General features: G+C 36.8%; 20 protein-coding genes. 12 read left to right on the top strand and 8 right to left on the bottom strand.

What is annotated here, in order from left to right:
- Positions 1-5: 5 nt before the first annotated feature.
- The 5 genes from GMJ66_RS12230 to GMJ66_RS12210 are packed head-to-tail and all read left to right on the top strand — an operon-like array spanning position 6 to position 4,400.
- The gene (locus GMJ66_RS12230) at positions 6-1,202 is read left to right on the top strand and encodes a thiolase family protein (protein ID WP_156290607.1); all 1,197 of its coding nucleotides are present in this window, start codon (positions 6-8) and stop codon (positions 1,200-1,202) included.
- A gap of 21 nt (positions 1,203-1,223) precedes the next feature.
- Positions 1,224-2,000: an enoyl-CoA hydratase-related protein gene (locus GMJ66_RS12225; protein ID WP_156290606.1), complete on the top strand. Its 777-nt coding sequence runs from the start codon at positions 1,224-1,226 to the stop codon at positions 1,998-2,000.
- A 19-nt stretch (positions 2,001-2,019) separates the two neighbouring features.
- The gene (gene paaX / locus GMJ66_RS12220) at positions 2,020-2,901 is read left to right on the top strand and encodes a phenylacetic acid degradation operon negative regulatory protein PaaX (RefSeq protein ID WP_156290605.1); all 882 of its coding nucleotides are present in this window, start codon (positions 2,020-2,022) and stop codon (positions 2,899-2,901) included.
- A 49-nt stretch (positions 2,902-2,950) separates the two neighbouring features.
- Positions 2,951-3,991 carry an NAD(P)H-dependent flavin oxidoreductase gene (locus GMJ66_RS12215; protein WP_156290604.1) on the top strand — a complete coding sequence of 347 codons (1,041 nt, stop codon included), beginning with the start codon at positions 2,951-2,953 and terminating at the stop codon, positions 3,989-3,991.
- A complete protein-coding gene (locus tag GMJ66_RS12210) occupies positions 3,954-4,400 on the top strand; it encodes a hotdog fold thioesterase (protein ID WP_156290603.1) in 447 nt (148 codons plus the stop codon). The genes GMJ66_RS12215 and GMJ66_RS12210 overlap by 38 nt, the downstream gene beginning before the upstream one ends.
- A gap of 68 nt (positions 4,401-4,468) precedes the next feature.
- Here the strand turns inward: GMJ66_RS12210 and GMJ66_RS12205 are convergent, their stop codons facing one another.
- Positions 4,469-4,993, bottom strand: coding sequence for a gamma carbonic anhydrase family protein (locus GMJ66_RS12205; protein WP_156290602.1), 525 nt, complete (start codon positions 4,991-4,993; stop codon positions 4,469-4,471).
- Positions 4,994-5,366: 373 nt separating this feature from the next.
- Positions 5,367-7,865 carry an NEW3 domain-containing protein gene (locus GMJ66_RS12200; protein ID WP_156290601.1) on the bottom strand — a complete coding sequence of 833 codons (2,499 nt, stop codon included), beginning with the start codon at positions 7,863-7,865 and terminating at the stop codon, positions 5,367-5,369.
- 368 nt (positions 7,866-8,233) lie between these two features.
- On the opposite strand from GMJ66_RS12200, the gene GMJ66_RS12195 reads away from it, so the two are divergent.
- The 5 genes from GMJ66_RS12195 to argH are packed head-to-tail and all read left to right on the top strand — an operon-like array spanning position 8,234 to position 14,805.
- Positions 8,234-9,397 (top strand): ROK family transcriptional regulator, encoded by a 1,164-nt coding sequence (locus GMJ66_RS12195; protein WP_156290600.1) that lies wholly within the window; start codon positions 8,234-8,236, stop codon positions 9,395-9,397.
- Positions 9,398-9,414: 17 nt separating this feature from the next.
- On the top strand, positions 9,415-10,542 hold the full coding sequence (locus GMJ66_RS12190; RefSeq protein WP_231514915.1) for an extracellular solute-binding protein: 1,128 nt from the start codon (positions 9,415-9,417) through the stop codon (positions 10,540-10,542).
- A gap of 20 nt (positions 10,543-10,562) precedes the next feature.
- Positions 10,563-11,660: an ABC transporter ATP-binding protein gene (locus GMJ66_RS12185; protein WP_156290599.1), complete on the top strand. Its 1,098-nt coding sequence runs from the start codon at positions 10,563-10,565 to the stop codon at positions 11,658-11,660.
- Positions 11,661-11,667: 7 nt separating this feature from the next.
- Complete coding sequence (locus tag GMJ66_RS12180) at positions 11,668-13,353, top strand: ABC transporter permease (protein WP_156290598.1); 1,686 nt, start codon at positions 11,668-11,670, stop codon at positions 13,351-13,353.
- Positions 13,354-13,407: 54 nt separating this feature from the next.
- On the top strand, positions 13,408-14,805 hold the full coding sequence (argH, locus tag GMJ66_RS12175) for an argininosuccinate lyase (RefSeq protein WP_156290597.1): 1,398 nt from the start codon (positions 13,408-13,410) through the stop codon (positions 14,803-14,805).
- A gap of 825 nt (positions 14,806-15,630) precedes the next feature.
- Here the strand turns inward: argH and GMJ66_RS12170 are convergent.
- The 4 genes from GMJ66_RS12170 to GMJ66_RS12155 are packed head-to-tail and all read right to left on the bottom strand — an operon-like array spanning position 15,631 to position 20,060.
- Positions 15,631-16,686: a C45 family autoproteolytic acyltransferase/hydolase gene (locus GMJ66_RS12170; protein ID WP_231514914.1), complete on the bottom strand. Its 1,056-nt coding sequence runs from the start codon at positions 16,684-16,686 to the stop codon at positions 15,631-15,633.
- Entirely contained in the window at positions 16,683-18,305 is a 1,623-nt protein-coding gene (locus GMJ66_RS12165) for an amidohydrolase (RefSeq protein ID WP_156290596.1), read from the bottom strand. The genes GMJ66_RS12170 and GMJ66_RS12165 overlap by 4 nt, the downstream gene beginning before the upstream one ends.
- Positions 18,306-18,336: 31 nt before the next feature.
- Complete coding sequence (locus GMJ66_RS12160) at positions 18,337-19,842, bottom strand: sodium:solute symporter family protein (RefSeq protein WP_156290595.1); 1,506 nt, start codon at positions 19,840-19,842, stop codon at positions 18,337-18,339.
- The gene (locus GMJ66_RS12155; protein WP_156290594.1) at positions 19,842-20,060 is read right to left on the bottom strand and encodes a hypothetical protein; all 219 of its coding nucleotides are present in this window, start codon (positions 20,058-20,060) and stop codon (positions 19,842-19,844) included. The genes GMJ66_RS12160 and GMJ66_RS12155 overlap by 1 nt, the downstream gene beginning before the upstream one ends.
- 1,202 nt (positions 20,061-21,262) lie before the next feature.
- Here GMJ66_RS12155 and GMJ66_RS12150 point away from each other — a divergent pair.
- The gene (locus tag GMJ66_RS12150; RefSeq protein ID WP_156290593.1) at positions 21,263-22,531 is read left to right on the top strand and encodes a Zn-dependent hydrolase; all 1,269 of its coding nucleotides are present in this window, start codon (positions 21,263-21,265) and stop codon (positions 22,529-22,531) included.
- Positions 22,532-22,590: 59 nt separating this feature from the next.
- Here GMJ66_RS12150 and GMJ66_RS21200 read toward each other — a convergent pair whose 3' ends face one another.
- Positions 22,591-22,680: an IS3 family transposase gene (locus GMJ66_RS21200; RefSeq protein WP_156290687.1), complete on the bottom strand. Its 90-nt coding sequence runs from the start codon at positions 22,678-22,680 to the stop codon at positions 22,591-22,593.
- On the bottom strand, positions 22,670-22,777 hold the full coding sequence (locus GMJ66_RS21195) for an IS3 family transposase (RefSeq protein ID WP_197046685.1): 108 nt from the start codon (positions 22,775-22,777) through the stop codon (positions 22,670-22,672). The genes GMJ66_RS21200 and GMJ66_RS21195 overlap by 11 nt, the downstream gene beginning before the upstream one ends.
- Before the next feature lie 315 nt (positions 22,778-23,092).
- Here GMJ66_RS21195 and GMJ66_RS20440 point away from each other — a divergent pair, with 315 nt between their 5' ends.
- Positions 23,093-23,260: a hypothetical protein gene (locus tag GMJ66_RS20440; protein ID WP_197046684.1), complete on the top strand. Its 168-nt coding sequence runs from the start codon at positions 23,093-23,095 to the stop codon at positions 23,258-23,260.
- The last annotated feature ends 158 nt before the right edge of the window (positions 23,261-23,418 follow it).

Raw genomic sequence — 23,418 nt, 5'->3', positions numbered from 1 at the left:
AAAGGATGCAAGAAGTTGTAATTATTGATGCAGTGAGAACACCAATTGCTCGCTATAAAGGAGCATTAAAACATGTACGTCCTGACGATATGGCAGCAGATGTTATTAAAGGGCTTATCAATAGACAACCTAATCTCCCTATTGAAGAAATAGAAGAGGTTATTTTGGGTAATGCAAATGGTGCAGGAGAAGAAAATCGAAATGTTGCGAGAATGGCCTTATTACTTGCAGGTCTTCCCACTCATGTAAGTGCGACAACAATTAACCGTTTATGTGGTTCAGGCTTAGATGCGGTAAACATGGCAGCACGCGCGATTATGGTAGGAGATGGAGATATTTATATAGCAGGTGGTACGGAAAGCATGACACGTGCCCCTTATGTTATGGCCAAGCCAGCTTCAGAGTTCCCGCGTGGAAATATGGAGCTTTTTGATACTACCATTGGCTGGCGTTTTATAAATCCAAAACTGGAAGAAATGTACGGTACAGATAGCATGCCACAAACCGCGGAAAATGTCGCGAAAAGATACAATATTTCAAGAGAGGCACAGGATGAATTTGCCTATAACAGTCAAATGAAGGCAAAAGCGGCAATGGATAAAAACATATTTAATGATGAGATCATTCCTATTTCCTATACCCTAAAAGGAGAAAGAGTTATTGTGGACACTGATGAACATCCTCGGCCGAATTCAAGTTTGGAAAAACTGTCTAAATTAAGACCAATTTTTAATGGAGGTACGGTTACAGCAGGAAATGCATCGGGAGTGAATGATGGGGCATCTGCAGTATTATTAATGAGTGCGGCAAAGGCAAAAGAACTTGGAATAAAGCCGATGGTACGTTATGTCGCCAGTGCAACGGCAGGTGTAAAACCAGCAGTAATGGGACTTGGGCCGATATATGCTACGAAAAAGGCTATCAAGCGTTCTGGATTAAGTATTCATGAAATTGAACTCGTCGAATTAAATGAAGCATTTGCCTCTCAATCGTTAGAATGTATGAAACAGCTTGAATTAAATAAAGAAATTGTCAATGTCAATGGAGGAGCTATTGCGCTTGGTCATCCGCTTGGTGCAAGTGGGGCAAGGATTCTTACAACACTTGTACATGAAATGAAGCGAAGAGGTGTAAAAAAGGGTCTTGCAACCATGTGTATTGGTGTAGGACAGGGTATTGCAACAATTGTAGAAAATATATAAAATTGGGAGGAGAAAATAAATTTGGAAAATATATTATATGAAGAAAAGAGTCGGATCGCTTATGTGACAATTAATCGCCCAGAAGTATTAAATTGCTTTGATTACCAAACACTTGAAGACTTAGAAACCCTTATTCAGAATTTGCATATTGATCAAGAAGTTCAAGTAGTTATTTTTACTGGGGCAGGCTCTAAAGCATTTAGCGCAGGAGCGGATTTAAAGGAAAGAAAAACGCTAAGTGATAAAGAAGTAAATAGAAACGTAAAGAAAATAAGTGAAGTTTTTGAACAGTTGGAGAACCTTCCTCAACCTACTATTGCAGCGATAAATGGTTATGCATTTGGTGGCGGATTTGAATTGGCCCTTGCTTGTGACTTCCGTTTTGCTGTTTCACACGCAAGGATGGGTTTGACTGAGACAAGTATGGGAATTATACCTGGTGCTGGAGGAACACAGCGGCTTCCACGTTTAATTGGAAGGTCAAAAGCTCTGGAATTAATCCTTACCGCTAAGCGTTTGGCTGCTGAGGAGGCTCTTCAGTATGGTATTGTATCCAAAGTGATTGAAGAAGATGGGTTAATAGAATCTTGCGAAGAATTAGCTGGAAGAATACTTGAGAATGCACCGATTGCTGTGAAACAGGCTAAGTTTGCGGTAAGGAATGGTATGAATACAGACATAAAAACTGCTTTAGAAATAGAAGCAAATGCCTATAAATTAACAATTCCAACACAAGATAGGATCGAGGCTCTTCAAGCATTTAGTGAAAAGAGGTCTCCTAAGTTTATAGGCAAATAATAATTAAAGGAAGTCATCTATGAATAATAAACCTAGTACCCGATCATTAATTTTTACATTATATGGAGATTATATAAGATATTATGGAAATGAAATTTGGATTGGTAGTCTTATAGAACTTTTAGAACCTTTTGATCATAATGCGCAAGCGGTAAGGGCTGCTATTTCAAGAATGAATAAACAAAACTGGATTGCGAACAGAAAAGAGGGAAACAAAAGTTTTTATTCTTTAACAGAGCAAGGTGTAAAAAGGATGGATGAGGCAGCAGGTAGAGTATATAGATTGGAACCTCAACAATGGGATGGAAAATGGAGGATTTTAATTTATACCATTCCGGAAGAAAAACGTAATATTCGAGATGAACTAAGAAAGGAGTTATCCTGGAGTGGGTTTGGTTTACTCTCAAATAGTACCTGGATTACTCCCAATGATTTATCTACTCAAGTAAAAGACATCATCACTAGATATGATATTTCTGAATATGTACATTTTTTTGTTTCAGAGAACATTGGTCCACAATCAAACGCAAATATTATAAGAGATTCTTGGGATATTAATCACATCATAGAAAGATATGAACTATTTCTGAAAATCACTAAGGAGAAGTATGAAGAGGATACTGTTAAATTGAATGAAGGAAAACTAACGAATAAAGAATGTTTTGTAAGGCGTACCAATTTAGTTCATTATTATCGGAAATCACTTTTTATTGACCCAGGCCTTCCTCAAGAACTTTTACCAGAAAACTGGATTGGGGATAAAGCTGCTAAATTATTTAGAGACTATTATAAGATTCTTGCAAAACCGGCCAATGCTTTTTTTGAAGAAATTTTCTCAAAAGGGTATAGCCATATGGAAATAGATAGTGATTATGATGTATATGATCATCCGTTATTGTAAATGGAGATTAGCGTGCTCGATATGTTGATGGATTAATGCCCAAATAAAAATGAGAAAGGAAGTGAAAGATTTGGGAAACTCCATCACGGATTTGCTAAATATTAAATACCCTATTGTACAAGGTGGAATGGGGAATGTTAGTGATCCTAAACTCTCTGCAGCAATCTCAAATGCAGGAGCCTTGGGAACGATTGGAGTTGGAACTTTACCGGCGGAAGAAGTTGACCGAAGAATAAAAATCATGGTGGAACATACGGATAAACCATGTTGCGTGAACATACCAATATCTGTCCATCCAGAAGTGGAAAAAGTAATGGAAAAGGTCTTACACAATCAAGTACCTGTTGTATCCTTATCCGCAGGTAATCCGGCCAAATATATTCCTATGTTTCATAATGAAGGTATCAAAGTGATTTGTGTTACGGCATCTGTTAAACAGGCCAAAAAAGCTGAAGAAAGTGGAGCCGATATAATTGTTGGGGAAGGATATGAGGCAGCTGGAATAAATGCTTTAAATGAAAGTACTACAATGACTCTTATACCTCAATTATCCAGGGAAGTAAGTGTTCCGGTGATAGCTGCTGGAGGTATTGGAGATGGAAGGGGATTAGCTGCCGCGTTGTCTCTTGGTGCTGCAGGTATTCAAATGGGTACACGATTTATTGCAGTAAAAGAATCGAATTTTCATAACATCTATAAACAGGCCATTATAGATGCAACTGACGATTCCACCGTAATAATTGGACGTAAATATAACAAAATACGTAGAATTATGAAGGGTGAATATACTGATAAGTTATTAATCTTAGAAAATGAAAACGTTAGTTTCAATGAATTTAATGAAAAGTCCAGTGAACTATATCATGAAATTGGAGCACTGGATGGGGATATGGAAAATGGATTTATAAATAGTGGTCAAATTGCTGGCCTGATTGATGATTGCCCTTACGTGATTGAGTTAATGGAAAGAATGGTAGAAGAGGCTAAGGATATATTAAAAAATAGTACAGAAAAATTACAGGAATTGTCCCAGGGGGATTGGGGGATTATAGATGAAGGAAAAAGACGAAGAAATATTAATTCATCATGATCACTACGATAAAATTTTAGAAAAACTGAAAATGGACCGTTTTGCTAGCTTTTTGGGAATCGAAATCACCGAATTTTCGGCAGGAAGTTCGACTGTACAATTAAAACTTGAGGAGCATATGTTGAATGCGCATTCCACCGCACATGGAGGTATTCTCTACACGCTTGCAGACTATGCTTTTGCTTTAGCCTGTAATTCATATGGAAAAACATCAGTAGGACTATCAACTACTGTTCATTTTATGAAAAGTGCTCAAGCAGGAGATATGGTGACAGCAACAGCAAGGGAAATTAGAAGAAACTACCGCACGGGTTTTTATCGAATTGGTATTGAGACCAGAAATGAAGTAATTGCTTCCATTGAGGCTATAGCTTATCGAAAAAGCGAATACTTTGTATCAATAGATTGATGGAAGAATGCTGTACCCATTGCAGGGAACAGCATTTTATTGTGATTGAAATGTTAAGTTTTTGGTTTTCAATCTTTTTCTTTTTGTAATATTTCTTTGAATTTTTGTCCTTTATCAACATATGTATTGATTGAAAGGTTGATTAATTCAAAATCTTTCTCAGATAATTGCCTAATTACTTTTCCAGGAGACCCAACAACAAGTGAACGTGGTGGTATCTTCTTACCGGATGGTATAAGACTGTTTGCTCCAATAATACATTCCTCTCCAACTTCTGCATTATCAAGAATCGTTGAACCCATTCCGATAATCGAGCGTTTTCCAATAAGACATCCATGTAATACCACATTATGCCCTACCGTAACCATATCCTCGATTGTCACCGGACATCCTTCATATAAATGGATGGTAGAATTGTCTTGAACGCTACATTTCTCTCCAATGGTAATAGAATCTTCGTCACCACGTAACACTGCATTAAACCAAACAGATGATTCCTTTCCAATTGTAATATCCCCAATTAAATGGGCACCAGGAGCAATAAATGTTGATTCGTGAATAGAAGGGTGTTTTTCATTATAAGGAACTATCATAATCAAACTCCTCTGAAAGTTTTAATAATTATATATATTATAACATGCAACAAAGATGATAATAAAGAAATTTAATTAATTGTATTTTTTAACAATAACATTCCTTACTCACACCAAATTATATGAAAGCCGCGGGGCGCGCAGAAAACAATCAGGGATGTGCTTGCAATGTGCGACAAGAGGTGAATCGCGCGAACCGGCCGCTAAGTCGAGCGAGGAAATACGTAACAAACTTTAATAACCCTACAGCAGAAGGAAAATTAAAAAAGGTAGTCTTTGAAGAAAATATTGGGCTTTTATTAGAAACTTATCGAGATTATTTATAACAAAAAATTACCCAATAAGATTTATTCTTATTGAGTAATTTTATTAGTTATTCTGCACCGTAACTGATTAAATTAGTGAAGATTCGATAGCCTCCAGGAACTTGGTTATCAATTTGACGATAGAAGACAAGGTTAGTATAGAGATAGGTTCCTTCCCCATATTCTGCTAATAAGATACCGCCATTGAAAGGTTCTTCTCCTGGATCAGCCATGGAAACAAATGTTTCGTATCGGTCATCCCAGTTCATTGGGAAGTATAGACCTCTTTCCTGAACCCAATTATCCCAGTCATTATTTGTTATCTGGTTTGGATAGTTGAAAAGTCTGTGTTCTGGTTTGGTTACTGTAACCTCAGCATTTTCATCCGTTACACGCCATTCAATGGATGGTTGGCCAATTTCTAATGGATATGGAGCCGATGACTCACTATCCCAGTTATCCCAAGGTTTATGATATTGAACGACTAGGTGACCACCGTTTTCAACATACTCTAGTAAGCGGTCGTTATTTTGAACCAGATCTTCACGAGACAGACTAGCCCGTATTCCTGTCACGATTGTATCGTATTGTGACAAATCGGCTGAAGCAAGGTCCTCTTCTGATAATTTTGTTATATCAAACCCTGCATTAGATAAATAGTCTGCTACTTTATCAAAGCCACTTTCAATGTAACCAACTTTAAGGCTACCTGGTTTTAATAATTCAAAAGCTACTCCATCAATTGTCGATGAATATTGGTAATAGGAATCATTAATATGATCATAGGAAATTTCTTGTACAGTCATGTTGAATTGTTTTCCGTCAGCTTCTGCAACTGCTTCAATATCAAAAGCGCCTTCCTCAATAGCAGAAGGTGGGGTTAATGTAAAGGAAAGTTCCTTTTCCTCAAATCGATCTGAGAAACTTACTTCTCTTTGTGTAGGTTCACTTGTCCACCCGTCCGGAAGATTTAAAGATACCGTTGCTTGCTTTTCACCATTAAAATAGTTTTTAACTTTGACAGTAACTGGAACTTCATCTTCAATATCGGCAGTATTTATTGTAAGGTTTACTGGATCTAGTGATACACTTAATTCTGGCAATACTGCTACTGTGTTATCGAATTCTATTGTTTTTGATGTTATTGTTCCATTTTCTTTAAAGGTAGTTTTTGCCTGGATGATGGATTCTTTATATGGCTGGAAGTATTCGGCATCATTTGGGACAGTAACCGTAAATGTTAGGGATTTGGATTCATTTGGTTTTAGATGTTTCACTTGATTTTCTCCGCTAACTTTCCAGTTCTCAGGTGTTACCAATGATGCGTCAATATCGTGTACTTTCTTGTTGCCTTGGTTAGTGATATTCACTGTAACTTGTGTTTGTTCACCTTGTGTTAATACATTGCTATCGATGGTTGTGTCCACTTTAAGGCTTGATGCAACAAAACTCACTTGCTGCAATTGCTCTTCTTTTAGCTCTAGTTTATGAAGTAAGTCATTTTTAGTTGCTTCTTTTATATTTGCTTTTTCTAAGAGGTTTGTGATAGATTGTACGTCTTTTAGAGCTTTTTGTGATTTAGGTAGAATTGCTGATCGGTTTGGATATTCTTCAATAATTGATTCTAAATCCTGTTGAAGCTCTTTTAATTCTACTTGTATTTTTTCATTAGTTATAGTCTCTGCCCATTCATTGAAATCATATGGTACTCCAGTAAATAGATCTGTATCATTCATAGATGTAACAGAGTTGACTAATTCTAGATGAAATTGTCTCGGTTCTGCAGGAATATTATTACCCATTCCTTGACTTTTGTGCATATACCTGGATTCTTCTCCCAGCTGGGGATAGGTCATTCCATAAATAGGATCATAATCACCAATTTCAATGGATGTTGTTGCTGTTTCTTGTGATTCAGCGGGTAAATAAAGCTTTTTAATTTGCCAAACAGATAATCCATTCTCTAATTGCTCTGGAAAAACATTTGGATCTGCTGCATCTTCAAATGCGCGTTTACTTAAAATAGTCATGGCTCGGTGGTGGCCATGTTGACTGTCAACATTTCGGAAAGAAGGCATAACAATATCTGGTTGATAGGTTCTAATAAATTTAATTAATCGCTCATAAGTAATCTCTTCTCCCCATTTTTCAAGTGTTTCTTCTGCTGATTTTGAGAACCCAAAATCATAGATAGCATCGTTTGTTGTTTCACTTAAGTGATAGGCCTTCACCCCCGTGATTTTTGCTGCCTCAATCATTTCATTGGAACGAACGATGCCTAATGCATTTCCTAATTCATTTCCGATTTCATTTTGCCCACCTTCTCCCCGGTTTGCAATCATACTTGCTGTTTTTACTCCTAATCCTCTTGAAAGATAGGCAAGTAGGTCACTACGTTCATCATCTGGATGTGCTCCCGTATTTAGGAAAGTAATCGTGGTGTCAAGGGGTTTTATAGCGTTCCAAAGTTCAACATCCGGTTCTCTTTCCTCTTGTGCTAACCCAGACATTGGAAGGAAAGCAGCTATTAATAGAAGTGATAGGAACAAATAAAAAAATTTTTTCATAAAACTTTACTCCTCCCATTATAATATGTTTGTTACCGTTTTCAAATTAGCCTCCCTTCTGAAAAAGTATTAGTTAGTAAGACTTACTAACTAATAGGCTCCAGTATATGCCTGTAATCAAATTAACACAGGAATCAAAAATGTAAATATTAAGAAAGTTCTATTTACATTTATTGAATTAGGAAAAAAGTCGGATTTTATATGACATATCCACTATATTATCAACGCTTATAAATATTCCGAAAAATTATTACTTTACAAATGTTAGCGATTTCATTATAATGAGATTAATGTTTAAGTTAGTAAGTAAACTTTACTAACTTAATTACAGATGAACAGATAAATGGAATGAATAAGGGGCCTATGAAATGCTGAAGGGAAATTCATCGTACATACAGCAAATAAATAAGAGATTAGTTTTAGAATGTATCATTAATGAAGAGTCTATTTCGCGTGCATCTATTTCCAAAAAGTTATCACTTAGTAAACCTACCGTTTCTTCCATCGTGGACCAGTTACTAGAGGATGAATGGATTTATGAAACAGGGAATGGGGAATCCCCGGCTAGTGGTGGTAGAAGACCAGTAAACTTAAAATTTAATCCGCAAAAGGGATATATTGTTGGAGTTGATATCGGGGGCACTAAAGTGGCTATTGGTATTACCGATTTAAATGGCAAAGTATGTGAATTTACTGTTTTTCCTACACAGCAATATGAAGGTGACAGCATATTTAATGAAATTCAGCTAGGGGTAGAAACGTTGAAAAAGCGGTTGCATCTCAGCGATTCTAAGCTATTGGGTATGGGTGTAGGAATACCAGGTGTCATTAATATGGCTAGTGGGTTGGTAATAGAAGCCCCTGCATTGAAATGGACTAATTTTCCAATTTTGGAAAAACTGAAGGAACGCTTTGACTACCCAATTTTTGTCGATAATGACGTAAATATTAGTGTACTTGGTGAACATTGGAAAGGAATTGGGCAAAAAAGAGATAATTTGGTTTATATTGCGATAGGCACAGGAATTGGTAGCGGTATCATGATAAATGGGGAGCTCTATAGAGGAAGAAACTTTAGTGCTGGTGAAATTGGTTATATGGTTACGGATAGGGATTATGCTAAAAACTATCGCCCCGTTTTTGATGGGTATGGTTTTTTAGAAAGTGTTGCAAGTGGATCATCTATAGGAAATGAGTTATCCAAGCGAATAGGCAAAAGGGTTACAGCAAAAGATGCTTTTGACCTTTATCTAAAAAAAGATAAAGATGCAGTGACAGTAATTGATTTTGCTATTGAAAATTTATCACTGGGTATTGCTAATTATATTTCTATTCTGGATCCAGAACTAATCATTTTAGGGGGTGGTGTAAGTGAATCGTACCATGTAATAAGCGACAAGGTACAAAGCATCATTGATCGATTCACACCGAAAAAATGTGAGGTAGTACAAACTGCTTTTGGTATCGAAGCAGGAGTTATAGGGGCAGTTGCTTTGTTTTTAAAGGAGTATGACAGTATTTTTGACATTTAGTAGAGAGGGGTATTTTAGTGAAAAGTTTTAGAAAAAGTTGGCTATTTTTAATTGTACTCGGTTTAACTATTGTACTTGCTGGTTGTATCGCAGGTGGTTCAGAAGAAGATGCTAGTGGAGACTCCAATCAAGAGGAAAGTACAAGTGGAGAAACTGCAACTGAGAATGAATCCACGGATTTAGAAGATTCTGTGGTTGTTTATTCCCCACATGGCAGCGATATTTTAGGAGAGTTTGAGAAGTTGTTTGAGGAAGAGTATGGAATTGATATGCAATTTCTAGACATGGGATCACAGGAAATTTTAGATCGTGTCCGATCTGAAGCGAATAATGTGCAAGCGGATGTATGGTGGGGCGCACCTCAGTTAAACTTTGACCAGGCCAAGTCTGATGGATTACTAGCTGAATATAAACCATCTTATGCTGATGCTCTCGATGAAATGTATCATGATGAAGATTGGACATGGACTGGAACCTCCATCACACCGGAAGTTATTTTATATAATACGAAAGAAATCTCAGAAGAGGAAGTACCAAAAGATTGGGATGATTTACTTGATCCTAAATGGAAAGATGAAATTATTATTCGCTATCCATTAGCTTCAGGTACGATGCGAACAATTTATTCCGCAATGATATACAGAACATATAAAGATACACAGGATCCACAGGAAGGATATGAATGGTTGAAAAAGTTAGACGAAAATACAAAAGAATACTCAGCCAATCCAGAGGTTATGTATAACCAAGTTGCTAAAGGTGTTGGTAGCTTATCCGTTTGGAATATGCCAGACACTGTAATGCTAGCGGAAGAGAAAGGTTATCCATTTGATTATGTTATTCCTGAAAGTGGGACTCCGGTATTAACAGAAGGAATTGCAATCCTTAAAGATGCACCGCATCCAAAAGCTGCAGAGGCATTTTATGAATTTGTTAATACAAAAGAAGCTGCGAAACTATTAGCAGAAACATATTATCGAATTCCTACTCGTGAGGATGTAGAGAATCTTCCAGCATGGATCACAGAAACGGAAATTAACCCTATGGAAATTGATTGGGCAGTATTCGAAGAGAAGCAAACAGAATGGATGGAATACTGGGATAATAATATTAAAAATACAGAAAAAGATTTAAGCGAAGAATAGATAAAAAGGGAGTTGTTGTTATGTCAACAGTGAACTTATCAACCATAACAAAACAATTTGGTAGTGTAACAGCAGTTAAAGAATTAAATCTATTAATCAATGAAGGTGAATTTTTTACCTTTTTAGGGCCGAGTGGATGTGGTAAAACAACAACTCTTCGAATGATTGCTGGTTTCTACTACCCAACAAAGGGAAAAGTATTATTCAATGATAAAGATATGACTACAATTCCACCGGAAAAAAGGAATACAGGCATGGTTTTTCAAAACTATGCCTTATTCCCACATATGACTGTTTTTGAAAACGTTGCCTTTGGTTTAAAGGTAAGAAAATTAAACCGAAGTGAAACGAAAAAGAGAGTGGAAGATGTTCTTCAAAAAGTACGATTGGAACAATATATTGAGCGACAAGTCAGTCAATTAAGTGGTGGACAGCAACAGCGTGTCGCCTTGGCACGTGCACTGGTTATCGAGCCTGATATTTTATTATTAGATGAACCACTTAGTAATTTGGATGCTAGATTAAGAGACGAGATGCGTAATGAAATCCTGCGTTTGCAAAGGGATTACGGTATTACAACGATTTACGTTACCCATGATCAGGTAGAAGCATTAACAATGAGTGATCGGATTGCTGTTTTTAATATGGGTGTATGTCAGCAAGTTGGGACACCTACTGAGATTTATAATGAGCCGGTAAATGACTTCGTAGCTGAATTTATAGGGGAGACCAATCTTCTTCCAGTAACGATTGAAGAGGAAACAGAGAAAGAGAAAGTTTATCGAAATAATGACTTAGATACTTCCATTCATGTAAATAACAGTAAGGTAAACATTGCTTTCTATCAAGAAAGTGATGAGCTGCTAATGTCTATCAGACCGGAAGCTGTTCAAATATCAAAAGAAGATATAAGTGGTGAAAATGTACTTAAGGGGGAAGTAATCCTTGTGCAATTTACCGGTGCTTCTGTCCATACCTATGTACGATTAAATAATGAAGTAACTATTAGAACTACGGATTTAAATGAGGGTCCGAGTACATATTTAACAGAAGGTACAAAAGTAAATGTCAGGCTGCCAGCAAATCAAATACGAGTGATTCCAAAGGCAAGGAAGTGACAATCACATGTTAAACGCTGAAAAAAGAAAAACAATACTGCTTTTAATACCAATCATCGTCGTATTAATAGGATATGTTTTATATCCTTCCATTGAAACATCGATTGAAAGTTTTAAGAAAGATGGTGTGTTCACCTTTGAAAATTATAATGATTTTTTTGGTGAAAAAGCAGAGGCAAACTTAGAAGCATTGTGGAACTCTGTATGGATTTCGCTATTATCTGTTTTTTTTAGTGCTTTAATTGGAATTCCATTAGCCTATATTTTCAATCGTTATGATTTTCCCGGAAGGAAATTCTTTTCAAGTATTGCAATTATGCCAATTGTTTTGCCTTCGCTCGTCGGTGTAATGGCATTTATGTATTTATATGGAGAAGCTGGCTTAGTTCCTAACATAATTAAAGACTTGTTTCATTTATCCGAAGTACCATTCAGTATTGGTGGTATTTCAGGTATATTAATCGTTCATGCATATACGATGTATCCTTATTTTTATATGACAACATCATCTGCATTAAACAATATTGATCCATCATTGGAAGAGTCAGCTTATAATCTAGGTGCCAACCGGTTCCTTGTGTTTTGGAAGGTGACGTTTCCACTTTTAACTCCAGGATTGGTTGCAGCGTCACTACTTGTTTTCATGGTATCCATGGCATCATTTAGTGCACCCTTCCTATTAGCAGGTGGATTTCGGGTTTTAAGTTTACAAATCTATTTTTCTAAGATTAATGGTGACCTAGAAATGGCAGCAACACAGTCTGTCGTTCTAACTGCTGTTTCGATATCATTTTTACTATTTATGCGCTGGTACCAAAACAGACGAGATTATCGTATGGCTAGTAAGGGAATAGGAGCCCATCGTAGTGAGGTTAGCAATCCAGTTTTGAAATGGTTTATGGTAGTAATTGGGATATTGGCAATGATTGTCTTGCTATTGCCACATGCTACATTACTGATTCTATCCCTAGTACCTGAGGGCGGATGGACATGGCAAACTTATCCTCAAGCCTTTAACCTGGAAAACTATCGTTTATTATTTGAGAATCCAAATATATGGGATCCTGTCAGAAATAGTTTAATTATGGCGTCTGTTGCAAGTTTAGGTGTATTTGTTTTCGGAATTATTACTTCCTATGCGTTAGTTAAGCGGAAGTTTTTTGGTAAAAACCTGTTGGATATTTTAGTAATGATTCCTTGGGTTCTGCCTGCAACAGTTGTCGGGATGAACATGGTATTAGCTTTTAACGAACCTTCTATTTTTTCATTTGGAAAAGTATTAGTTGGTACCTTCTGGATTTTACCACTTGCTTATTTTGTTCGTTTTATTCCTTTAGTGGTCCGATCTACTACTGCTGTATTGGAACAAATGGATGACTCTATTGAGGAGGCTGCACAGAATTTAGGTGCCAAATGGTTTTATACATTCCGAAGAGTTGTTATTCCGATTATCCTGCCCGGCGTTTTAAGTGGTACATTACTAGCATTTGTTCAGGCAGTTGGGGAGTTCCCTACTTCGGTTCTATTATATACATTAGGGAACCGCCCGATATCAATTGAAATTATGAATCAATTGCGAATGTTTAACATGGGTCAGGCTGCAGCTTATGGGATGATTCAGGTGGGTTTAATTGCTATTGTTATGATAATTTCCAATAAGTTCTTTAAAGTGAAGACGGAGAACGCTTTATAAATGGATGTTCATCTTTAAAATAAAATTACACATATATATTGAGGTGCTTATTTCATGGGTACAATAAAAGAACAGTTTGTATTGGTAGAGGGTGAGAAGTTCCCTGGAAAAACATATGTTGAGGAATTATTGAGACCAGTTTTTTATGACCAAAAAGAGAATTTATTTGAATCTATGTTTATGATTCACAAAGCACATACGAAGATGCTAGCTGAGCAAGGTATTATTTCTCAAGAGGAGTCTGAAAGAATTTTAGATGGTGTTAGACAGGTAGAATCTATGGAACACAGAACCATCGAATACTCTACAGAGTACGAGGATTTATTTTTCTTGGTTGAATCCCAAATTGGAGAAATTATTGGTGAAGAATTGGCAGGTAAAATGCATATTGCTAAAAGCAGAAACGATATGGGAGAAGCGATGTATCGGATTGTCATAAGAAATTATATGAATCAGGCTATTGAAAATGCCGAAAAGTTAGGTGAAGCCATACTTTACCAAGCTGAACAACATGTAAAGTCTATTATGCCGGCCCATACGCATACTCAGCCAGCTCAACCAACAACATTCGGCCATTATCTTGTTGCAATCTATGATAATTTGCAGCGAGACATTCATAGACTGAAAGAGTCTTATAAGACAGTAAATAAATCTCCGATGGGGGCTGCTGCAATAACAACTTCAGGGTTTCCTATTAGCCGAGAGCGTGTAGCAGAGATTCTTGAATTTGATGGATTAGTAGAAAATTCGTATGACGCCATTGCAACAGGGGATTACTTAATAGAAGCAGCACAAACTTTAGTTAGTTTGATGACGAATATGGGAAGATGGATCCAAGAATTTTTACGTATGACTTCAAAGGAAGTAGGATTAGTCAAAGTATCTGATCCATATGTACAAATAAGCAGTATTATGCCACAAAAGCGGAATCCCGTTTCTATCGAACATTCTCGTGCAATTGCAAGCAGTGCTGCCGCAGAAGGTCTCGCTGTTATTCATATGATTCATAATACGCCCTATGGGGATATTAATGATACGGAGGATGATTTACAGCCGCATTTGTATGGTGGATATCAGAAAGCGATTCGAGTACTCCGCTTGATGCGAGCAGTAATTCTTACGATGGATTTTAATAAAGAACGAGCCGCTCAGCAAGCTAGGGAAAATATGATAACAATAACGGAGCTTGCAGATGTTCTAGCGCGTGATTATGGTGTTTCTTTTCGTAAGGCACATTCAAAAGCAAGTTTCATAGCAAAAAAGGCAGCTTCAAAGCACAAGGAATTGTATGATATACCAGTGGATTTGGTTAATCAGTGGCTCGGAGATGTCCAGTTAAGTAGTGAGGATTGGCAAGCTGTTGTAGATCCGAAATGTTTTGTGGAAAGGCGAAAAGTTACAGGTGGCCCTAATCCTGATGTAGTAAAAGATATGATACGAAAAAGGAAATAAATGTTTATATTCTGCTGTTTATCTGATTTAACATCGATCAGGTCGTCTATTAGGGTAAGGTTTAGAAGATGTTTATAAAGTAACTAGGAATATAAGGTGTTGATACAAAATAACGGAAGTTTCTGTATCCTTTTTGGATATTTGTACGTTTTAGTTCTAAGATAAAATTTAAAAAGAATGAAGGATTCTGCTTTCAGTCCAATCAAACGCAATAAGCTGTCTGCATTCAATTAGACAGCTTGTTTAAGTAACCCACTATGTTAACGAATATGTTTTTATATGTTACTTTTGTACTAAAAAAGAAGATGACATAGACTCATGAAACATAAGTCAAAAGGAATATTCTATAAAAGATTTTTCCATCTTATCGACGACTATTTTAGAGTCTGGGCGGAATGATAATACTTCGTTTGGAAGGAATTCTATGCAGATTTCCAGTTTCTTGATTAGCGCGTGTAATTCCGCTTCATGATTAATAACTCACCAATTGTAAAGGAATACTCGTATTGCTTTTTGTTTTCCTTGATATAGTTTCTGCACCACTCATTCCAAGGTTACCACAGGATGCGGCGTACAACTGCACCTATCATGTAGTTTAGACTTCAATTATTTATACTCCTTAATTCTTTATGTGAAAATTAGTATCATAATATGGAATATTATTCATGTTTTTATGCTACCTATCTAGGTGCTAGCCGGTATCAAATTTTATGAATAACTAACTGTAAATGTGATGGGATTTTTCTGTTGCTGACGTTATTAATTCATTGATCACAAAGAAAAGGACTTGAAATTGAAGTCCTTTTCTTTGTATCTAAACATTTATTAACTAAGATACTCACAAGGTTTCCCTTTTATCCAAGATAATTTATTATCTGTAAGATTCATTACGATACTGAACACTGTCTCCATCCCTTTAAGCGTAGCATTTTCGTCATCGGCAGGATGGCGGCAAATGGAATATGGATAGTTTTCATGATTGGATAGCATATGGAATAAATCTATCTCTTCTAAATTCTTTCCTTCCAGTGCTTGAATTTCTTTATTTATTTCAGTAAGCCGATTGTAAGAATTAGGTACAACCTCTTCTTCGATTACATTCCTCATTTCCGGAGAGCAGAGGTGGTTTGTATGGAAGGTAATACCATCAGTGGCTTCTATTTTTTCCGTGTAAATAGGGGAAACTTCCATACTTACTGCTTCGTTTGATTTGGATGCGATTAAAAAATGAGCTGGAGATGCCATTTGATTTTGATTCACTTTAGAAATGGCTTCATTAAAAGTTTCAGATTCAAGAATTGCCCTTAATCCTAAATGAATAGGAACCTTGGGCTGCCAAGTGTTGGTTACTAATGCGTTGAGACATACACCAATTCCAACACTATTGCAGCCAATTTTTCCAATGATTCCAGCCTCGGTTATTATTTGTAATGTTGGAAAGCCCTTTTGCTGAATTTCAAGATGTATTAAAGAGTCGATTTGGGCACCTTTCCAATCCCAATTTTGGGCTAACCAAGTTTTTGACGTCTTTGGCTTTGTTAAAGCAAAGGAAGTACAACCATCTGGTGCTTGGATTAAGGAAATCTCACTTCTTGCATTAAGAGCCAATATGTCCTCAAATTGAACACCAGCTCCAGCGGCTATCCCTTCCATTTCTGTTATATAATTAGATTGATATTTTTCTATGGCCGGGACATGGGTTAATGCTTTTTCTCTTGCATCTTTCCATGAGATTCCGGATGTCTCTTTAAACATCTTTTCATAGGTTTCTAAACTTTGATTCACTTTATCTTTTGCGATATTACCGTGTTTAAAACCTATTTGATAAGCGGACCCTGACAAAGTAATGATCGTATCTGTTTTAGGGAGGAATCCATTCATGCCTGGATCCCCTCTTTAGTATTAGTATAGACGATTTCCCCATCAATCATCGTCCATTCTACTTGGACTTCCGGTATATCATCTATGTTAGATTTGGTAATAGTACGATCAAGTAAAACTAAATCCGCTAATTTACCTGGTTCTATGCTTCCTTTTGTATCTTCCTCAAACGATGCATAAGCACCATTTAGGGTATACATACGTATTGCTTCAAGCAGGGATACGGTTTTGTCTTCACCAATAACTTGACCGGAGCTGGACTTACGAGTAACTGCAGCATGTATCCCACGCATCGGATTAAAGTCTGTAACAGGGCAATCAGAAGCAATGGCAGCCGGAATGTTAGCTTTCTTATAATCTCCCATTGGATACATATTAGTAGCTCTTTCTCCGTAGTTTTTAGCGTATCCGTCCCCATATTCATAAAGAAATGCTGGGTTAGGTATAGGCACTACACCTTGCTCTTTCATCCGTTCGATTAGGTCGGGTGCTGCTATTCCAGCATGTTCTATCCGATGTCTCGTATTTTTGCGCGGATGTAATTCATTTGCTTTCTCAATAGTATTTAACAGCATATCAATGGCTGCATCTCCTTGGGCGTGGGCGGTTATTTGCCATCCTTTTTCATGTGCTGGTATAAACAGTTCGTCTACCTCTTCTTGAGAGAAATAATGAATTCCATAATTTTCTGGATCATTTGTATAAGGGTCACGTGTCCAAACCGTTGGACCACTGCTGCTGCCATCAAGGAAAAGTTTCACAGGACCAATTCGAAATTTTTCATCACCTAACCCGGTAAATATCCCGGCGTTAACCATGTGTTTAACGACATTTTGTGCATCGCTTAAAGCACCTACCATTGCATAGACCCTCTGTTTAACCACACCATTTTTACAATCCGACTGTAAAGCTCTTAGGTTACTCAAGCCATAACCTGTTGCATCATGAATAGAAGTGATTCCTTTTTCAGCAAATTGTCTGGAAGCAATTTCATGGGCATTTGTTAATTCATCAGCTGAAAAAGTGATAGTAGCAAACATTTTCATGTGAGCATTTTCAATTAATAATCCTGTTAAATCTCCCGCTGTATTTCGGTCGATTCTGCCGCCTTCAGGATCTGGGGTGTTCTTATCTATATTTGCAATCTTAAATGCCTGGCTATTCACTACAGAAATATGTCCGCATGTTCTAGTTATGATGATTGGATGATCGGTAGTAACGGCATCCAGTTCGTCTTTGGTTGGAAAGCGCTGGTCAGAAATGCTATTTTCATTGTACCCCCACGCTCGAATCCATTGTCCCTTTGGTGTTTGATTTGCCTGATTCTTAAGTTCCTGAAGTAGGTCCTCTATTGAGTTAATGGCTTCGCTTTTACATGAAATAGATACACAGTTAGTTCCATACATAGTTATATGTAAATGCGAATCTATTAATCCAGGTATTAATGTTTTCTTGTTTAAATCTATGATTTCACTCTGTTTGTCTTTTAATTTTAATATTTCTTCATTTGATCCAACTGCGATAATTTTATTTCCTTTTACTGCTACGGCTTCTGCTATTTGATTATGTCCGTTTACTGTAATAATTTCTCCATCTATGAAAAGATATTGCTTTTCCATATTATTCCCTCCTGTATTGTATTGTATTGTTTTATTTTGTTTCAACTTGGAATGAAGGGTTCGCTTCATCTTCATAAAGATCATCAACCATTTCAGGGAAGAAACGTTCAATCGTTTCTTTCGATGCAGGTTGCGTAATTAAAGAAACGAGGATAAATATTATCGCGTTTGCTCCTAATCCCCATATACCTGCATGGATATTAAGAGGGTGTGCGATGATAAAAGAAAAGATTACTGTAACAATAAAACCACCAAATAATCCCCAGAAAGCACCGTGTTTCGTTGCTCTAGGCCATAAGAAGATACCTATTATTGAAGGGAATGCCTGAGCGATAAATCCATAACCAATCAGTAAAATATATACTAGACTTGAAGGCTGTAAAATGGAAATAGGTGCTATAATCAACAACATAATTGGGAAAATTAATCGTCTCGTCCATTTCCCTACTGTTACATCATCCCATTTCAATAGTGGCTGAAGTACATCTTTACTATAACTAAGGGCTGTTGCGTGAATACAAGGTTCACTAGAGGACATTGCAGCCGCCAGTGTCCCAGCACCAAGTAAACCAGCAACAACAACTGGCATCGTATCCACTGCTAATTGAATAGCGACATGATCAGGGTTTCCGATATTCGGATACATAAAGATTCCGATAAACCCTACTACAATCATTGGTATAAGAACAAGGTAAAATGTTGGCAGTAATGTAGCAGACCTTCTAATTGATTGTTTAGATTTTGCTCCCATCCACTGAATCCAGTGGGTTTGCCAAATGGAGAAGAAAGAAATTAGTATGGAAGTTGTCCAAAAAGTAATGTTCATATCTCCTAAGCCACCAGGAAGTGTAAAGAACTCAGGAATATCTGCTCTTACTCGCTCAAAAATAGGTGTAAATGAAAAACCCCCAGTAAAATGCTTGGTTGCCCATAGGCCGATAAAAAAGGAGACAAATATCATTAATCCCCCTTGAAAGGCGTTGGTTAACCCGATGGCCTTTAAACCACTTCTATACAGGTAGATGGAAATCGCACCTAATGATAGGAATACACCAACCCAAGTCGGAATTAATCCATAACTCATGACATTTAAAATATAAGCAGCCCCAGTAGTCTGAATGACTGCATATGCTAATATTCCGATGGAAGTAACAATAGATGCTAAACCACCCAATGCTTTACTTTCATAACGGTCAGTAATCGCAGTTGATTGGGTAACGTGGTTGTATTTTTTACCCAATTCCCATACTTTTGGACCAAAATACCATGCAAGTATGGCCATATAGGTTAAATAAACAACAACATATAATGCAGGGACACCTTTTGAATATGCCCATCCTGGAGATCCCATAAATGTGTAAGCGCTTACCCCTCCAGCCCCAATTAAAAGATACATCATGATAGGGCCCATGCTTCTGCTTCCGACTCCCCATTCTTCTACACTATCCATGTTCTTTCCTTTTCCTGCAAAAAAACCTAGTAAAATAGCAATGAAAATATATGAAATGGTTATAAATAAGGGAATATATTCATACATCAGTCGACCCCTCCAATCTTATTAATAAATAACATAGTAAAAGTTGTTAAAAAGATAAGCACAATTGACCATACCATTAATAGAGGTAGACCGAAAACAATAACTTCTCTGTTAAACAAGTGAATAACCGGCCAGCTGCCTAATAGAATGATAAAGGCGATAAGGCCTAGACTTAGCCAGCCTTTTGATGTTTTTGGACGTTTAAATGTAGCTTTCATTGAAACCCTCCTGGTTCTTTATATTTTTTACAGAAAATCAAATAAAAGTTTGAATCTCACTATTAATGATACCCCAGCATGTAATTTTTTACTTCTCATTTAAGCTTTTTTAACTTTTTATCTACTATTGTAAGTAAATATAAATCCTCCTTTGCATGGAGTTAAAATTAATAGAATATTTTTTATTATAGTTCCATTAATAAAATTTTGCATTTAACAAAATGTGTAATTTACATTAACGGGAATTTACGATATGTCTAATGTTTATTTAATACGTTAGAAAACGAGATGAATGCATTACAGCAGCTTTTGTTAGCTTTTTAATTAATTTATTAAAAATGGATGGTAGTGGAGGTTAACCCACAGTTCACAGATTTATGTACATTTTGGTTAATAGAATCACAGTTATTTTAACAATTAGTCCAATACATGTTACTTTTTAAAATCATATAATAATAGTATAACTCAACTTTTGACGTTAGGTCGGGTGGTGAGCCCCCTTGCTTTGCGGTCTCCACTATGTCTTTTACTCCGTTGACATGGTGCTTTATCAACTTTATAACAATAATTTATATTTGACTAAATCCAAAGATAATTCTTCACTTTTATGATGGTTGATTGGAGTGGACGGTAGTCGATCCCTCGAAAAAAATAATTACTTTTTCTTTGTTCGATGTAACGCTGCTGAAGCTGTCACCTAAGGTGTGTGACTGTCCATAGCAGAAATCAACATAAAAGCTATTTCGGATTTTTAAGATTAAGTGTCTATTAGAAAACAGCCTTTTCAGAACAGCCAAACCTCGTTGAAGCTACAAAAGAAATCCAAGGTTGTTCCCACTATTCCTTAAACGTCAAAAACATAGTCTCTGCCGGAAGTAGTGTGCTCTCCATGGGAAAAACGGTGAAGTACAGAGAAACCGGAATCTAGACGGTATGTCTTATAAACTGTTAATGATATTTATATGACTTCGTATAGGCGTAGATCTACAGCAATTAATCGAGCATCCGGAAGATACTTTTAAAAAGAGCACAATAAATGGAAAAGTTAATCTTAATCAAAAGTCAACTACAGTACCGGATTGCTGTTTAACAAAATAGATCCAAACTATACCTAGCTATCCGGTCTGCGAAAATTAAGTTCTATAGTTAAATCTATTTCGTAATAATGTAGAAAAAATTTGCCATATGTAGAGGAGGATACGATGGAAACACAACAAGTTTTAATTAATGGAGAACGTTTAAAACAAACGCTGGAGGAATTTGCGGATATTGGGAGAACTGAAAATAATGGTGTTACCCGTTTGGCTCTCTCAGGGGAGGATATTAAGGCAAGAGCCTATTTTCGTTCAATAAGTGAGGAACTTGGTATGAGTGTCACTTGGGATGATATGGGAAATATGTATGCTAAATTAGAAGGGGTTGAAAATGATAAGCCGCCAATTATCTTAGGTTCTCATTTGGATTCTGTGGAAAAAGGCGGAAGATTTGATGGAGTGCTAGGTGTGGTAGCTGGACTTGAAATAGTTCGAACGATAGTTGAAAGACAGATCAAGCCTCGGACATCGATTGTTGTTGCAAATATTACAAATGAAGAAGGGGCCAGATTTGAGCCTTCCATGATGGCCTCTGGTGTACTCTCAGGATGGTTTAATAAAGAAGCGATGTTAGCATCCACAGATAGTGAGGGGATTACATTTGGACAAGCATTAGTGGAGAGTGGTTTTAAAGGAGAGGAAGTAAACCGATTGAAAGATGCAGCCGCTTTTTTAGAATTACATGTCGAACAGGGGCCAGTTCTTGAAAAAGAGCTTCTCGATATCGGTGTCGTGGATTGTGTCGTTGGCATGGTATGCTATGAGATTGAAGTAATGGGGGAATCTGATCATGCGGGAACTACTCCAATGCCAATGAGAAAGGATGCCCTGTTTTCAGCGACAAATTTAATAACCGAAATACGAAAAGAGATGAGTAAGCTGGACGATCAGCTCGTTTATACCATAGGAAGGATGAATGTAAGCCCAAATATTCATACAGTCATTCCTGACAAAGTGGTATTTACTATAGAAGCTCGACGCAAGAACGAGAACATGGTTAAAAAGGTAACAGAAATAATAGAAGGTCTTCCGAATTCGAAGGCTAGAGAAAAATGTGAAGTTAAAGTAAAAAGATTATGGGACCGTGATACGGTGTGGTTTGATGATAAATTAGTAGATTTACTGGAAAGATCTTCTAAAACCCTTGGTTATTCCTATGAACGAATGGCAAGTGGGGCAGGGCATGATGCACAGTTTATTGCAACCTATATACCATCAGCAATGATATTTGTACCAAGTGTCAATGGGAAAAGTCATGCTGAAGATGAGTTGACTTCATGGGAAGATTGTGAAAAAGGTGTAAATGTGCTATTGCAGACGGTACTTGTTTTAGCAAATAGAGGCACCTTAGGGACAAACTTGTCCCCTCTATTTTAGTAGAAAGACTGGGACGATGAACTTCAAAACTAGGTGACCCCAAAAAGTTAGAGTTTATATTAAGCAGTTAATTGGCTGGGGTGAATACGGTATTGAACTGGACTCATATCAGTCAATTTTTGTTTGATACGTTTGTTATTATAATTTATCTATATGTCTCTCAATTTTGCTTTTTAGTTCTTCAAATGAACACAATGTTTCTCGATGATACATCTCTTGTTTTAATAAACTAAAAAAGTTATCCATTGGTAGATTATCTAAACAGTTACCTTTTCTAGACATACTTTGAAAATCGGATTTTCTTTCAGTGTTTCTACCCATATTCTATATTGATAGTACCATCCTTGATCAGAATGAATCTATATTTTGAGTCCTTTACTATTTCTAGATTTTCTACTAGAGGCTTCATGACAAGTTCAAAATTTGGATTCTTGGTGTTTTAAATGGTAGTGTAGATGTTGGAGTCAACCCTGGTAGTGAAGCGGGATTTGAGCTGAATTACCCAGAGATTCCCAGAGATGTAGTTGAAGATATCGCAACCGTGGATGTAAAGGCATATGGTTGGGAGTGATTGCTATTCTATTAATCGTTTTCGGTGTTATTGGATTATTACTATCTAGTATGATGTTTGGTGATATTGGGCTTGCAGCAGCTATTGGCTCCATTACTGCTGTTTTATCTGGTATAGGGTTCTGGAGTGTAAATAAACAGTTGTCTCAGAGTAAGTAGTGGGCCAGAGAATGGCGTCTGTGCCTATAATTATGTTTTGAGTTAAGTCGAAAAAGGAGAAATGGGTTTATGATGGACCTGTTTCTCCTTTTTTATTAGTAGATTGGTTCCCTATAGCCTCAAATCATGTGGATCCGGTTAGAGCTTGATAACATGTC

Origin of the sequence: Oceanobacillus salinisoli, from assembly GCF_009733865.1 — a bacterium.
Taxonomy (GTDB): Bacteria; Bacillota; Bacilli; order Bacillales; family Amphibacillaceae; genus Oceanobacillus; species Oceanobacillus salinisoli.
This window is presented reverse-complemented; position numbering and strand designations above follow the sequence as displayed.